At 55.0% G+C, this 14,597-nt stretch carries 14 protein-coding genes, 1 tRNA gene and 1 pseudogene; 7 read left to right on the top strand and 9 right to left on the bottom strand.

Annotation, left to right across the window (positions count from 1 at the left end; translation table 11 throughout):
* Window positions 1–186, top strand: a pseudogene (locus ACUTSU_RS10930) (hypothetical protein); the annotation flags it as partial.
* Here the strand turns inward: ACUTSU_RS10930 and bacA are convergent.
* Window positions 179–1,003, bottom strand: coding sequence for an undecaprenyl-diphosphate phosphatase (gene bacA, locus ACUTSU_RS10925; RefSeq protein ID WP_445652479.1), 825 nt, complete (start codon window positions 1,001–1,003; stop codon window positions 179–181). The pseudogene ACUTSU_RS10930 and the gene bacA overlap by 8 nt on opposite strands.
* Window positions 1,004–1,134: 131 nt before the next feature.
* A complete protein-coding gene (gene folB, locus ACUTSU_RS10920) occupies window positions 1,135–1,494 on the bottom strand; it encodes a bifunctional dihydroneopterin aldolase/7,8-dihydroneopterin epimerase (RefSeq protein WP_445652478.1) in 360 nt (119 codons plus the stop codon).
* 107 nt (window positions 1,495–1,601) lie between these two features.
* Between folB and plsY the strand changes: the two genes are divergently transcribed.
* On the top strand, window positions 1,602–2,240 hold the full coding sequence (plsY, locus tag ACUTSU_RS10915; protein ID WP_153858922.1) for a glycerol-3-phosphate 1-O-acyltransferase PlsY: 639 nt from the start codon (window positions 1,602–1,604) through the stop codon (window positions 2,238–2,240).
* A 35-nt stretch (window positions 2,241–2,275) separates the two neighbouring features.
* Here plsY and tsaD read toward each other — a convergent pair whose 3' ends face one another.
* Window positions 2,276–3,289 carry a tRNA (adenosine(37)-N6)-threonylcarbamoyltransferase complex transferase subunit TsaD gene (tsaD, locus tag ACUTSU_RS10910; RefSeq protein ID WP_135318122.1) on the bottom strand — a complete coding sequence of 338 codons (1,014 nt, stop codon included), beginning with the start codon at window positions 3,287–3,289 and terminating at the stop codon, window positions 2,276–2,278.
* A gap of 327 nt (window positions 3,290–3,616) precedes the next feature.
* On the opposite strand from tsaD, the gene rpsU reads away from it, so the two are divergent.
* From rpsU to rpoD, 3 genes are all read left to right on the top strand, one after another.
* On the top strand, window positions 3,617–3,832 hold the full coding sequence (gene rpsU / locus ACUTSU_RS10905; RefSeq protein WP_001144069.1) for a 30S ribosomal protein S21: 216 nt from the start codon (window positions 3,617–3,619) through the stop codon (window positions 3,830–3,832).
* 136 nt (window positions 3,833–3,968) lie between these two features.
* Complete coding sequence (dnaG, locus tag ACUTSU_RS10900) at window positions 3,969–5,717, top strand: DNA primase (RefSeq protein ID WP_012146996.1); 1,749 nt, start codon at window positions 3,969–3,971, stop codon at window positions 5,715–5,717.
* Between the two features lie 158 nt (window positions 5,718–5,875).
* Window positions 5,876–7,711 carry an RNA polymerase sigma factor RpoD gene (rpoD, locus tag ACUTSU_RS10895; protein ID WP_017894063.1) on the top strand — a complete coding sequence of 612 codons (1,836 nt, stop codon included), beginning with the start codon at window positions 5,876–5,878 and terminating at the stop codon, window positions 7,709–7,711.
* 63 nt (window positions 7,712–7,774) lie between these two features.
* Here rpoD and mug read toward each other — a convergent pair whose 3' ends face one another.
* Window positions 7,775–8,263 (bottom strand): G/U mismatch-specific DNA glycosylase, encoded by a 489-nt coding sequence (gene mug, locus ACUTSU_RS10890; RefSeq protein WP_445654146.1) that lies wholly within the window; start codon window positions 8,261–8,263, stop codon window positions 7,775–7,777.
* Window positions 8,264–8,410: 147 nt separating this feature from the next.
* On the opposite strand from mug, the gene ACUTSU_RS10885 reads away from it, so the two are divergent.
* A tRNA-Ile gene (locus tag ACUTSU_RS10885) sits at window positions 8,411–8,487 on the top strand.
* Between the two features lie 95 nt (window positions 8,488–8,582).
* On the opposite strand, the gene ACUTSU_RS10880 is transcribed toward ACUTSU_RS10885, so the two are convergent.
* Window positions 8,583–8,792, bottom strand: a complete 210-nt coding sequence (locus ACUTSU_RS10880) for a hypothetical protein (protein WP_445654145.1) — start codon at window positions 8,790–8,792, stop codon at window positions 8,583–8,585.
* Window positions 8,793–8,862: 70 nt separating this feature from the next.
* Window positions 8,863–9,579: an HPP family protein gene (locus ACUTSU_RS10875; RefSeq protein ID WP_445654144.1), complete on the bottom strand. Its 717-nt coding sequence runs from the start codon at window positions 9,577–9,579 to the stop codon at window positions 8,863–8,865.
* A gap of 171 nt (window positions 9,580–9,750) precedes the next feature.
* Between ACUTSU_RS10875 and yfcF the strand changes: the two genes are divergently transcribed.
* Complete coding sequence (gene yfcF / locus ACUTSU_RS10870; RefSeq protein WP_445652037.1) at window positions 9,751–10,386, top strand: glutathione transferase; 636 nt, start codon at window positions 9,751–9,753, stop codon at window positions 10,384–10,386.
* A 71-nt stretch (window positions 10,387–10,457) separates the two neighbouring features.
* Here yfcF and ACUTSU_RS10865 read toward each other — a convergent pair whose 3' ends face one another.
* From ACUTSU_RS10865 to ACUTSU_RS10855, 3 genes are read right to left on the bottom strand one after another with little or no spacing between them, the layout of a single operon-like run.
* Window positions 10,458–11,702, bottom strand: coding sequence for an aromatic amino acid transport family protein (locus ACUTSU_RS10865; RefSeq protein WP_445652038.1), 1,245 nt, complete (start codon window positions 11,700–11,702; stop codon window positions 10,458–10,460).
* 58 nt (window positions 11,703–11,760) lie between these two features.
* Window positions 11,761–13,215, bottom strand: a complete 1,455-nt coding sequence (locus ACUTSU_RS10860) for an NAD-dependent succinate-semialdehyde dehydrogenase (protein ID WP_445652039.1) — start codon at window positions 13,213–13,215, stop codon at window positions 11,761–11,763.
* Between the two features lie 13 nt (window positions 13,216–13,228).
* The gene (locus ACUTSU_RS10855) at window positions 13,229–14,494 is read right to left on the bottom strand and encodes a 4-aminobutyrate--2-oxoglutarate transaminase (protein ID WP_445652040.1); all 1,266 of its coding nucleotides are present in this window, start codon (window positions 14,492–14,494) and stop codon (window positions 13,229–13,231) included.
* Window positions 14,495–14,597: the final 103 nt, after the last annotated feature.

Raw genomic sequence — 14,597 nt, 5'->3', positions numbered from 1 at the left:
TTTAGGTTGCTGACAAAGCAGGAAAAAGCGTGGTTTTTCCTGCTTTGTGGTGAGCAGCCGAAAATCAATAAATTGATTTTCCTGATTTTTATTTATCGGCCTCTACTCGCTCTGGGCAGGTATGAGGTTTGTCATCAGTCTGAACCCCGCAGCGCGGGGTTTTTTATTGGCATGTCGCTTACATGAAGACCATGTAAACCACGGCGGCAACGATAAAACGATAGATGGCGAACGGCACAAACGAGATGCGCTTGATCACCGTCAGGAAGGTTTTTATCGCGATAAGCGCTACGACGAAGGCAGTGACAAAACCGACCGCAAACATCGGTAAATCACCCATCGTCAGGAAGTGCAGACTCTTGTACAAATCCAGCGCACTGGCACCAATCATCATCGGTACCGCCAGAATGAAAGAGAACTCTGCCGCCGCGTAACGATTCACGCCCACCAGCATACCGCCGGCAATGGTGGAACCTGAGCGGGAGAAGCCCGGCCACAGCGCCAGACACTGGAAGCAACCAATCATAAACGCCTGGCGGTAGGTGATGTCATCGAGCCCTTCTGCACTCGGTTTTTTCGGCTTCAGCCATTCCGCCGCCAGCAACAGGAAACCGCCGACCACCAACGCATACATCACGTTTTTCGGTGCGAACAACGATTTGATGAAATCATGGAACAACAGCCCAAGCACTACTGCGGGGATCATCGCCAGCAGAATATGGCCCAGTTTCAAATGACCCGACGTTTTGCCTTCATGCTCAACCGGCTTACCGCCGAAATGAATGCCGATCAGCCCGAACAGACGGCGCCAGAACATCACCACCACCGCCAGAATCGACCCCAGCTGGATGATCACCTCAAAAGTTTTGGCCTTTTCGCCAGTGAAGCCCAGCCACTCGCCGACAATAATCATGTGCCCGGTTGAAGACACCGGTAAAAATTCAGTTAACCCTTCGACCACCCCAAGAACAAACGCAATAAACAGTGAATGCATGTCCGCCATGTGCTTCGATCACCCCATAAATTTACGGCTATAAACATAAAAAAGCGGCAGTGTTCAATACATTGCCGCTAAAACAATTCTCAGGTTCAGACCAGGTTAACGGTCTTAAGTTGCACAGATATGACAGAACCTCACACAGGCCGGGAGCCACGTTCAATGATCACCCCAACCCGGCTGGCATGTGCAACAGCGCCCGGTTTGCTGACCTTAATACGGACCCATGGGGAATTGAAGCGCTGGAGTAATATTTCAGATATTTCCTCAGCAACCCGTTCCACCAACGCAAAGCAATTGGGCTCCACGTGCTGGATGATGGCTTCACTGATATCGGCGTAGCTAAGGCAGTCATTCACATCGTCACTGGCGGCCGCCTGGCGGTTGTCCCAGCCCATTTCGATATCGAACACCAGCTTCTGGCGAATGTTTTGTTCCCAGTCATAAACGCCAATGGTAGTAATTACGGTAAGCTCTTCTATAAATACGATATCCATCACGTCATTCTCTGTTTTTGGCCTTGCCGGATACCACTTCCAGCGGAATATGAGTATTATCCATATATGTTGCGAGTAAAACGACCCTTATTAAACGGAACCGCGTTATGAGTGCTACCGCGCTTGGCATGATTATCTTCGCGTATCTGTGTGGCTCAGTTTCCAGTGCGATCCTGGTTTGCCGGATCGCCAGGCTGCCCGATCCGCGTGAAAATGGCTCAGGGAATCCAGGAGCGACCAACGTCCTGCGTATCGGCGGGCGCGTAGCTGCGGCGGCGGTGCTGGTATTCGATATTCTCAAAGGGATGTTGCCGGTCTGGCTGGCATACAAACTTGATGTCCCGCCGCTGTATCTGGGCCTGACGGCGATCGCCGCCTGTCTGGGACATATTTACCCGGTGTTCTTCCACTTCCGTGGCGGCAAGGGCGTGGCAACCGCGTTTGGTGCCATAGCGCCGATCGGCTGGGATCTTACCGGCCTGATGACCGGTACCTGGCTGCTGACCGTGCTACTCAGCGGTTATTCTTCGCTGGGTGCGATTATCAGCGCGCTGATTGCTCCGTTCTATGTCTGGTGGTTCAAACCGCAATTCACCTTCCCGGTAGCGATGCTGTCGTGTTTGATTCTGATGCGGCACCACGACAATATTCAACGCCTGTGGCGTGGCCAGGAAGGGAAAATCTGGGGTGTCTTCCGCAAGAAGAAAACCGACGCGGCAGAACAGGAAGAGAAGAAAGAAGAGTAATTAAAAAGGCCGGAGATCTCCGGCCTTTCGACTATTTATACTGCAGGCAATTCAGCCAGTGGCCAACGCGGTCGCACCGAAACGCTCAGTTCCGGATTGGCACCGCTCTGCAACCGCACCAGACCCGCATAAGCAATCATGGCACCGTTATCCGTGCAAAATTCCGGGCGGGCATAAAACACCTCACCGCCGCGTTTGTGCAGCATTTCCGCCATTTTAGTGCGTAGCGTGCGGTTGGCACTGACGCCGCCGGCCATAACCAGTCGTTTGAAACCGGTTTGTTCCAGCGCACGTTTGCATTTGATCGCCAACGTATCTACCACCGCATCTTCAAACGCCCGGGCAATGTCCGCACGAGTTTGATCGTCATTACCGTTGGAACGGATGGTGTTGGCGGCAAAGGTCTTCAAGCCGGAGAAGCTGAAATCCAGCCCCGGCCGATCGGTCATTGGCCGTGGGAAGGTGAAACGGCCTGCGGTACCCTGCTGCGCCATTTTCGACAGCATTGGTCCGCCGGGATAGTCCAGCCCCAACAGCTTGGCCGTTTTGTCGAAGGCTTCACCCGCCGCATCGTCGACCGATTCGCCCAGCAGTTCGTATTGACCAATGCCGGTCACGCTTATCAACTGGGTATGGCCGCCGGAAACCAGCAGCGCGACAAACGGGAACGCCGGTGGATTGTCTTCCAGCATTGGTGCCAGCAGGTGGCCTTCCATGTGATGTACCGGTACTGCCGGTACGCCCCAGGCAAACGCCAGCGCACGACCAATGGTCGCGCCAACCAGCAGTGCACCCACCAGGCCTGGCCCGGCGGTGTAGGCAACGCCGTCGATATCTGCCGCGGTCAGGTTCGCTTCCTTCAATGCCGCCTGAATCAAGGGCACGGTTTTGCGCACGTGATCGCGGGAGGCCAGCTCCGGCACCACGCCGCCGTAGTCGGCATGCAGTTTCACCTGACTGTACAATTGGTTGGCTAATAAACCGGCCTGATCGTCATACACTGCAATTCCGGTTTCATCGCAGGAGGTTTCTATGCCCAGTACTCGCATTACATTTCCCATCATTCACGTGCGGCCGCCAGTTTAGCACAATCGAGTCTGTTTACCGCCAGCGTGGCGCACGCTTCTCACCATTATTGGGCTATGTTGATGATTACAGCCACAAATGCCGATTTGATTAAAAACGAGCATTTTTTTCTGATTAGTCTATAATCAGCGCCCGATGCAAAATTGCGCATGTTTTACCAGGGTGGCCGCAGGTTTCAATTTGCTGTGGTGCTTTACAAAGCAGCATCCGTTGAAGTAAAATTCCGCACCATTTTGAAATTGCTGGCGCTTGGCCAGCAGCAAACCGAATTTTATTGAGGTGAGAGGCACATGCCTGTAATTAAAGTACGTGAAAACGAGCCATTTGACGTTGCTCTGCGTCGTTTCAAACGCTCTTGCGAGAAAGCAGGCGTTCTGGCTGAAGTTCGTCGTCGTGAGTTCTATGAAAAACCGACTACCGAACGTAAGCGCGCTAAAGCTTCTGCTGTGAAACGTCACGCGAAGAAACTGGCTCGCGAAAACGCACGCCGCACTCGTCTGTATTAATTCTTCGGGGGCAACCCCGCCGCGTGAATTTCTGATTTTAAAAGTCGCGCAGACCGAGTAGTTGCATACGAAGGCCGTGCTTTCCGAAAGGAATGCGCGGCTTGTTCTCGTTTATAGGCTAGTAAAGTAAGGGCTTATGGCTGGACGAATTCCGCGTGTATTTATCAATGACTTGCTGGCTCGCACCGACATCGTCGATCTGATCGATGCCCGGGTAAAGCTCAAGAAGCAAGGCAAGAACTATCACGCGTGCTGTCCGTTCCACCACGAAAAAACGCCTTCATTTACGGTTAATGGCGAAAAGCAGTTTTACCACTGCTTTGGTTGTGGTGCGCACGGTAACGCCGTCGACTTTCTGATGAATTACGACCGACTTGAGTTTGTCGAAACCATCGAAGAGCTGGCAACCATGCACGGACTGGAAGTGCCTTACGAGGCAGGTTCCGGACCGACCCAGATCGAACGTCACCAGCGCCAAAGCTTGTATCAACTGATGGAACAGCTCAGTTCGTTCTATCAACAGTCACTGCATCAACCTTCCGGTGCGCCGGCGCGTAATTATCTGCAACAGCGCGGGTTGAGTGACGATGTTATCCGCCATTTTGCCATCGGCTTTGCACCTGCCGGTTGGGATAATGCCTTAAAGCGTTTTGGTCGCGACGCCGACAGCCGCAGTGCATTGAACGATGCCGGCATGCTGGTGACTAACGATCAAGGACGCTCGTACGATCGTTTCCGTGAACGCGTAATGTTCCCTATTCGCGACAAACGTGGGCGAGTGATCGCCTTTGGCGGGCGCGTATTGGGTGACGGCATGCCGAAATACCTGAACTCGCCGGAAACCGAAGTATTCCACAAGGGTCGTCAACTGTACGGCCTGTATGAAGCGCAGCAGAACCACCCTACCCCGCAGCGTTTGCTGGTAGTGGAAGGTTATATGGACGTGGTGGCGTTGGCGCAATACGGCATTGATTATGCCGTCGCCTCGCTCGGAACCTCAACGACGGCGGAACATATTCAGCTGCTGTTCCGCGCCACCGACAACGTGGTCTGTTGCTATGACGGTGACCGGGCCGGTCGTGAAGCGGCCTGGCGCGCACTGGAAACCGCGCTGCCCTATCTAAATGACGGGCGTCAGCTGCGGTTTATGTTTTTGCCTGATGGCGAAGATCCGGACACATTGGTACGCAAAGAAGGCAAAGAGGCCTTCGAACAACGGATGGAGCTGGCGCAGCCGCTTTCCACTTTCCTGTTCGAAACCTTGATGCCACAGGTTGATCTGAGCAGTCCGGACGGCCGCGCCAAACTGAGCACGCTGGCACTGCCGCTGATTACTCAGGTACCGGGCGAAACGTTGCGCTTGTACCTGCGTCAACAGCTCGGCAGCAAGCTTGGCCTGCTCGATGACAGCCAGCTAGACAAGCTGATGCCCAAACAGGCTGAAAATGCGAATACCTATCAGGCGCCCCAGCTAAAACGCACAACCATGCGTATACTAATAGGGTTACTGGTACAAAATCCGCAGTTGGCTACACTTATCCCTTCACTCGAGGGATTGGAGCAGACCAAACAGGCCGGTTTACCGCTGTTTGTCGAGTTGGTGCAGACCTGTTTAGCTCAGCCAGGCCTGACTACCGGCCAGTTGTTGGAGCAGTATCGCGACAACAAATTGAGCCAGCAACTTGAAACCTTGGCGACATGGAACCATATGATCGTTGAGGAAAGGGTCGAACAGACCTTTTTGGACACCTTGGCCAGCCTATATGACTCGGTACTGGAGCAACGGTTGGAGACATTGATCGCGCAGGCCAGAACACATGGCCTCAGCCCGGAAGAACGCGAAGAAGTCCGTTCTCTTAACCAAGTGCTAGCGAAGAAAAACTGAATACCTAAACGGCTTAAGTGCCGATAAATGCGAGGGCAGAGCCCTGCAATATGCCGCCACAGTGGGCCGCGGCAACAACAAAAACGCCCCAAATGCTATTGTTGGCGGTTTCGCCGACCGACACCAACCCCAATACTCTGAAGTGTGGATACCGTCTTATGGAGCAAAACCCGCAGTCACAGCTAAAGCTACTTGTCACCCGTGGTAAGGAGCAAGGCTATCTGACCTATGCTGAGGTCAATGACCATCTGCCGGAAGATATCGTCGACTCCGACCAGATCGAAGACATCATCCAGATGATTAACGACATGGGCATCCAGGTGCTGGAAGAAGCACCGGACGCCGATGACCTGATGCTGGCCGAGAACACCACCGACACCGATGATGATGCGGCTGAAGCGGCTGCTCAAGTGTTGTCCAGCGTTGAGTCTGAAATTGGCCGTACCACCGACCCGGTACGCATGTACATGCGTGAAATGGGGACCGTTGAACTGCTGACGCGCGAAGGCGAAATCGACATCGCCAAACGCATTGAAGACGGCATCAACCAGGTTCAGTGCTCAGTTGCCGAGTACCCGGAAGCCATTACCTATTTACTGGAGCAGTACGATCGCGTCGAAGCTGGCGAAGCTCGCCTGTCCGATCTGATCACCGGCTTCGTCGATCCTAATGCGGAAGAAGACATCGCACCTACCGCAACGCACGTCGGTTCTGAGCTGTCGACCGAAGAGCAGAAAGATGACGAAGAAGAAGACGACGAAGACGAAGAAGAAGATGACAACAGCATCGATCCAGAGCTGGCTCGTCAGAAATTCGCCGATCTGCGCGATCAGTATGAAGCGACTCGTGTCGTCATCAAAAAGAACGGCCGCAGCCACGCCAGCGCAGCAGAAGAAATTCTGAAGCTGTCTGAAGTGTTCAAGCAGTTCCGCCTGGTGCCAAAACAGTTCGACTTCCTAGTCAACAGCATGCGCATCATGATGGATCGCGTTCGTACTCAAGAACGTATCATCATGAAGCTGTGCGTTGAACAGTGCAAAATGCCGAAGAAAAACTTCGTTACTCTGTTCTCCAGCAACGAAACCAGCGATACCTGGTTCGCAGCAGCGCTGGCAATGGCCAAGCCATGGTCAGAAAAGCTGAAAGACGTCGCGGATGACGTGCAGCGCAGCCTGCAGAAACTGCGTCAGATCGAAGAAGAGACCGGCCTGACCATCGAGCAGGTTAAGGACATCAACCGTCGCATGTCTATCGGTGAAGCGAAAGCCCGCCGTGCGAAGAAAGAGATGGTTGAAGCCAACTTGCGTCTGGTTATTTCTATCGCCAAGAAATACACCAACCGCGGTCTGCAGTTCCTGGATTTGATCCAGGAAGGCAACATCGGCTTGATGAAAGCGGTAGACAAGTTTGAATACCGTCGTGGTTATAAGTTCTCGACTTACGCCACCTGGTGGATCCGTCAGGCTATCACCCGCTCTATCGCCGACCAGGCGCGTACCATCCGTATTCCGGTGCATATGATTGAGACCATCAACAAACTCAACCGTATTTCGCGCCAGATGCTGCAAGAGATGGGCCGCGAACCGACGCCGGAAGAGCTGGCTGAACGCATGCTGATGCCGGAAGACAAAATCCGCAAAGTGCTGAAGATCGCCAAAGAGCCGATCTCCATGGAGACGCCGATCGGTGATGATGAAGATTCACATCTGGGCGATTTCATCGAGGATACCACCCTCGAGCTGCCGCTGGATTCTGCTACCTCAGAGAGCCTGCGCTCTGCTACGCACGACGTCCTGGCTGGCCTGACCGCACGTGAAGCGAAAGTACTGCGTATGCGTTTCGGTATCGATATGAACACCGACCACACGCTGGAAGAAGTGGGCAAACAGTTCGACGTTACCCGTGAGCGTATTCGTCAGATCGAAGCCAAAGCGCTGCGTAAACTGCGTCACCCAAGCCGTTCCGAAGTGCTGCGTAGCTTCCTGGACGACTAAGGTTTAGCTGCTCGCAAAAAACCCCGGCAAGCCGGGGTTTTTATTGCCTAAAATCCATCGGGCTTATTTCAATGCCAGGAACAGCTCGCGATAGCTCTCCGTAAGCTGCTCCAGCGTGGCACGGTTCAATCCGCTGGGGTTCGGCAGTACCCACACCTCAGTTTTACCGATCGTCATCTCCTGATGTCCCCAGGACGCATTACGTACCCCGAAGGCACTGCTGAACGCCTGCTTGCCCAAAATCGCCAGCGCACGCGGCTGGTAGCGCAGGATTTTTTCCTTTAATGCCTCACCGCCGCTGAGCAGCTCGTCACGCGTCACCTCACTGGCCGCCACCGTGGGCCGCGCCACCAACGCAGTGATACCACAACCGGTATCCTGTAACTGTTGCCATTGCTCTGGCGCTAATTGAGTGTCAGTAAAACCCGCCTGATGCACCACCTTCCAGAAGCGGTTACTGCCGTTAGCAAAGGGGTAGCCTTGGTGGGCCGAGGACAGGCCCGGGTTGATGCCACAAAACACAACCCGCAGGTTGGGTGCCAGGAGTTCCATAGGGTTCGAGAGTCCATTAAAGGGATTTACAGCGGTTATCGCAAAATCCGCCAGCAATTACAACAGGCTAGAACTGCGCAGAAAAGCAACATACAGATGGTTAACAGTAGACCTGCGCCGGAGGATTACCGTATAATCTCGCCGCTTGGCCCCTTAGCTCAGTTGGTTAGAGCACGCGACTCATAATCGCTTGGTCACTGGTTCAAGTCCAGTAGGGGCCACCAAATTTTAGCTTTAAAATCATGCAATTAAGCCACCATTCACAAAGGGGCTTTTTTATTCTTTCATGCCAGTGGCAGCAGAGCACCGCCAGTTTCTATTATTTTTCTCCACGTAGCCTGCCAATTGCCAAACTGACCAAGAAGCCCGCGAAGAAGATCCTGACCGCAGTAGTTATCGATTTCCACCATTCATCGAACCAGAACAGAGCCCCGAAAGCAGCAATAGAAAATACCCCGCTGAAAATCGCTTCCACAACATGCGACAAACCTTTGTCGAACTTACTGCCCCAAGACTTTAGATAACTCATTATTCCCCCCTCAAAGAACATTTTCGATTTATTGGGAACGTATAGTTTTTTATCGAAAATACTGGATTAATCAGCCCCCACCACTCTGCCGCTGGTGCGCCAGCTGTTCGGCACGCAGCAGGATTTCCTGCAGATCGTCTTCGTCGATATCAAACAGTTCGCCCTGCATCAATGCTTCATGCAAGTCGGCGCGGGTAATAGACACCGCATCGATCGGCAGATTCGCTGGTTTGGCCTCGGCCGAGGCCAAGGGGTGCGGGTAGCGTCGTCCGGCCAGGTTATTGAAAATAATTGCCAACACCGCCAATAACACCGAGTTCAGCAACACCGGGTACAGCACAAAGCTATAACCCAGTTGGTGAATGCCTGGCCCACCGAGGATCGCGGTCAACGCCACCGCGCCGCCGGGCGGATGTAAACAGCGCAGCTTGAACATTAACCCAATCGCCAACGCCGCCGCCACTCCACAGGCCAGGCCGGGATCGGCAATCAGCAGGCTGGTGCTGACCCCTACCGCTGCGGCCGACATATTGCCACCAACAATAGACCATGGCTGCGCCAGCGGGCTGTTCGGCACGCCAAACAACAACACGGCGGATGCCCCCATCGGCGCGATAAACCACAGGTTCACCTCACCCAGAACAAAATGGCTGATCCAACCGGAAATCATCAGCCCCAATCCGGCGCCAACGCTGGAAAGAAATATCTCTTTTTTGCCTACGGCCAAAGGGTGCGGCCACAAACGGGCACACCCTAGTTTCAAACTCTCTATCCACTGCTGCTTCATGTTACTTCGCGCTGCCAAAATCAACTTAATGGCAACAAATATATCACAACGTCGGCAACCCTCGCCCATAGCACGGCTCACCGCTGAAATAACTTTCTGCTAACAGATTGATTTTTAGCCACTGCTCGTCAATTATCAAAGTTCGCATCCCTTTGCCTTGAGGAAAACCCAATGTCTCAGCCGATTGCCGAACTCTATACCGATGCCAACTTTTTCAGCCCCTATGCCATGTCGGCGTTTATTACCCTGACGGAGAAAGGCATTCCCTTCACGGTTAAGCCGGTCGACCTGTCACAAGGGGAAAACAAAGCGGCAAGCTATGCAGCGCTGTCATTGACACGTAGAGTCCCTACGCTGGTGATCGGCGAGTTTCAACTCTCGGAGTCCTCGGCCATTGATGAATATCTCGATGAGATCCACCCGGCCCACCCAGTGTATCCGCGCGATGTTAAACAACGCGCCAAGGCTCGGGAAGTCCAGGCGTGGCTACGCAGCGATCTGCAGGGCCTGCGCGCCGAACGTTCGACCGAGGCCGTTTTCGACCAGGGCAAGTTTCCCCCGCTGTCCGCCGCCGCACAGGCTGACGCCAACAAGCTGATCGCCGCCGTCGAAAAACTGCTGAGCCACGGCCAGGATAATTTGTTCAGGGAATGGTGTATTGCCGATACCGATCTGGCGCTGATGCTCAATCGGCTGGTGATACACGGTGATGCGGTGCCGGAAAACATTCGCCACTATGCGCAAAAACAGTGGCAACGTCCTTCGGTGCAGGCCTGGTTGGCGCTGCCGGAGAAAATGTGCGGGTAAAAAAACCGGCGGCCACGACGCCGCCGTTCTCAATTATCGAGAAACAACATCACTTCTTGAGGGAAGGCAATTCACCATCCAGAGGGCAGATAGCCGAACAACGACGCAATGGCATACACCGCACTGCCCAGGTACAGCAATATGATGCTGACCTGCAGCAACGGGTGAGTGATCCAGTTGCACTGCCAGCGTGGCGTCTGGTCGCCATGCTTTCGCGCCCCGCGCAGGATCAGCATCGGCATAATCGACAGGATCACCCCGCTGAATACCCCGGCGAAATACAGTGCGTTAACGAATGACACCAGCCCGCTGTAAGCCAGTACGAAGGGGGGCAACACCACCAGCATCAACACGCCGAAACGGCGCAGAGGCTGTTCGTCATTACCCAGTCTGAACTGGTCGAAAATATTGGTCAGGAAGCTGCCGCCCAATCCCCAGTAAGAGGTCAGCATCGCGCACAGGGCAAAGATGTTGGCGGAGAAGAACGCCCATTGCCCTAATGCCTGACCCCAGGAAATGGTCGCCACGTCAGAAATGCCATCCAATCCGCTGAGCGCAATGACCGACATCGGTACCGCCGCCAGCAACACAAAGGTCACCGCCATACCGACCATAATCGCCTTGGGCAGCTGCTCCGGTTTGTCCGAGAAGCCGCGCGCCATTTCCGGCACGATATATTGCGCCGAGAAGCAGAACACCACCACGTTGAATACCGGCACCATAAAGCGCCAGTCACCGTCCAGCAGGTTACGCATCTGACTGGTATCTTTGAGCAGTGTGGCCGCCACCAATGCGGCCAGCATCACTACCATGCCGATACTGATAAACTTTTCGCCGCGGCCAATCGCCTTCAGCCCCAGGTACAACACCCCCGCCGCAGGCACGAAGAATAGCAGGCTGCCGATCGCCGGTGAGATACCAAACAGGGATTGCAGCAGTTTGCCGCTGCCGGTCATATAGGCGGTCAGCGCCCCGACGCTGTTAACGCAAACCGAGGCAAACATCAGCCAGGCACCGATACCGCCGACATAACGTTTCGCCAACCCGCTTAATTGCAGATGAGCGCGGGTGCGCAAGGTGGATTCGGCAACATACAGCATGGTGATGGTGGTCAGGCTACCGACCAGTACCAGCCAGAACAACAGGGGTAAAAAACCCGCCTTGCTGGAGGCATAGGCGATAGACAGCACGCCGGCACCAATGTTGGTGCCGACAATCATCGCCACCCCTTCGAGGAAACTCAGTGATTTGGTGGGTGCAGGTGCTCGCACCCCGGCGGCAAGCGCCGGAGAAATAGAGGTATTTTCAGCAGACATACAGCATCCTTTGTCTCCCGACAGCCCAGGCCACCGGGATCGGTTAATTTCCCGGTGGTTAACAGCTCACATCGATACACAGGTATTTCAACTCCAGATATTCTTCAATCCCGTAACGCGATCCTTCACGTCCGAGCCCTGACTGTTTCACGCCGCCAAACGGTGCGACTTCGTTGGAAATCAGTCCGGTATTGATACCGACCATGCCGTACTCCAGCGCTTCCGGCACACGCCACTGGCGTGAGGCGTTCTGCGTGAACAGATAGGCAGCCAGGCCGAATTCGGTATCGTTGGCCATGGCGATGGCTTCCGCCTCATCATGGAAACGGAACAGTGGCGCTACCGGGCCAAAGGTTTCTTCTTTGGCGAAACGCATTTTCTGCGTCACGCCGGTCACTACCGTTGGCTGGAAGAAGGTCCCCCCCAGCGCGTGTGGCTGACCGCCAATAGCAACCTGCGCCCCCTTGATCAACGCATCATCGATATGGCTCTGCACTTTTTCCACCGCGTCCTGGTCGATCAGCGGCCCCTGAGTGGTGCCCTCCTGGCTGCCATCGCCGACTTTCAGTTGCTCGACCGCCGCCACCAGTTTGTCCACCAGGCGGTCATAAATGCCGTCCTGCACGTAGATACGATTGGCGCAGACGCAGGTCTGGCCGCTGTTGCGGAATTTGGAGGCCATAATGCCTGCGACCGCCGCGTCCAGGTTGGCGTCATCGAAGACGATCACCGGCGCATTGCCGCCCAGTTCCAGCGACAGTTTTTTGATGGTTGGCGCGCACTGCGCCATTAGAATGCGGCCGACCTCGGTCGAACCGGTAAAGCTCAACTTGCGCACCACCGGGCTGTCGCACAGCACCTTGCCCACCTGAGCGGCATCACCGGCGACAATCTGCAATACGCCCGCCGGAATGCCGGCATCCTGCGCCAGCTTGCCCAACGCCAGCGCGGTCAGCGGCGTTTGTTCGGCCGGTTTAACGATAATCGCACAGCCAGCCGCCAGCGCCGGTGCCACCTTGCGGGTGATCATCGCCGCCGGGAAGTTCCAAGGGGTGATCGCCGCACAAACGCCAATCGGTTGCTTGACCACCACCAGGCGCTGTGAGGCCAGTGGTGCCTGCAATACCGCACCGTCTATCCGTTTGGCCTCTTCGGCAAACCAGGTGATAAACGACGTGGCATAGGCCACTTCACCACGCGCTTCCGCCAATGACTTGCCCTGTTCTGCGGTCATCAACTGCGCCAAATCTTCCTGCGCCGCCATTATCTTGTCGGCCCAGGCCAACAGCAGTGTGGACCGTTGCTTGGCGGTCAGTTGCTTCCAGCCTTGCTGCGCCACCTGCGCCGCGTTAATCGCTTGTTGGGTTTCTTCGCCGCTGACCAGCGGAATACTGGCCAATTCGACGCCGGTCGCCGGGTTGATCACCGCTTCACGTTTGCCGCTCAGCGCATCACACCACTCACCGTTAATCAAACACTGGCTACGCAGCAGCTCGGGATTATTCAATTTCATTGCCACGCACTCCTTATTGGGCCAGCGCGCGGGAAAGAATGCTCAGCGCCTTGGTGAACTGGTCTTCCGGAATGGTCAGCGGATACAGGAAGCGGATCACGTTGCCATTGACGCCGCAGCTCAGCAACAACAGGCCTTCTGCCAGCGCTTTCTGCTGCACCTGACGGGTAATTTCCGCCGAAGGCTTGCCGGAGGTAGGATCGTTGAACTCCACTGCCACCATCGAGCCTTGCGCGCGAATATCCACGATCGCCTTACTGGTCTGGCGCGCCTGCTGCAACACTTCCACCAAATGCTGGCCCAGGCGCTGCGAACGCTGGCACAGCTGCTCTTCCTCAATCACTTCCAATACCGCCAACGCTGCCGCCACCGCCAGTGGGTTACCGGCATAGGTACCGCCCAGCCCACCCGGTGCCGGAGCATCCATCACCTCGCTACGTCCTGCCACCGCCGACAGCGGCATACCGCCCGCCAGGCTTTTCGCCATGGTGATCAGATCGGGTTTCACGCTGTAATGATCCATAGCAAACAGCTTGCCGGTACGGGCAAAACCAGTCTGCACTTCATCGGCAATCAGCAGAATGCCGTGTTCGTCACACAGCGTGCGCAGCGCTTGCATAAACTCGGCCGGTGCGATGTTGAAACCGCCCTCGCCCTGCACCGGCTCCAGCACGATAGCCGCAACCTGCTTGGGATCGATATCCGCTTTAAAGATGCGTTCCAAGCTGTTCATCGCGTCTTCGGTGGTCACGCCATACAACTCATTTGGGTACTGACCGTGGAACACCGAGCCAGGGAATGGCCCAAAGCCCAGTTTGTAAGGCGCCACCTTGCCGGTCAGCGCCATGGTCATGTAAGTACGGCCGTGGAAACCACCGCCAAAGGTGATAAGGCCTGGGCGACCGGTATGAGCACGAGCAATTTTGACCGCGTTCTCTACCGCTTCGGCACCGGTGGTGAAGAAGGCGGTTTTACATGGGCCTTCAATTGGCGCGCGCTGATTGATGCGCTCCGCCAGCGTAACGTAGCTTTCGTAAGGAACAATTTGATAAGCGGTATGAGTAAAAGCCTTCAGTTGCTTTTCAATCGCGGCGATCACTTTCGGGTGACGGTGGCCGGTATTCAGTACGGCAATACCCGAAGCAAAATCGATGACTTCATTGCCTTCGACATCCCACAGCGTGGCGTTCTCTGCACGCTCGGCGTAAAAACCGCACATGACACCCACCCCACGTGGGGTAGCATCCTGACGACGTTGGTTCAATTCAGCGTTTTTCATGTTGTTCTCTCCGGTCGGTGCCATCTGTACGTTTCGTTCACATTTGTGAAACAATGACGTTTATTTACACAGGATGTGGCCCTATAATCGAGAGCCAGTTACG

The organism is Serratia sp. NA_13 (assembly GCF_052691735.1).
This window is presented reverse-complemented; position numbering and strand designations above follow the sequence as displayed.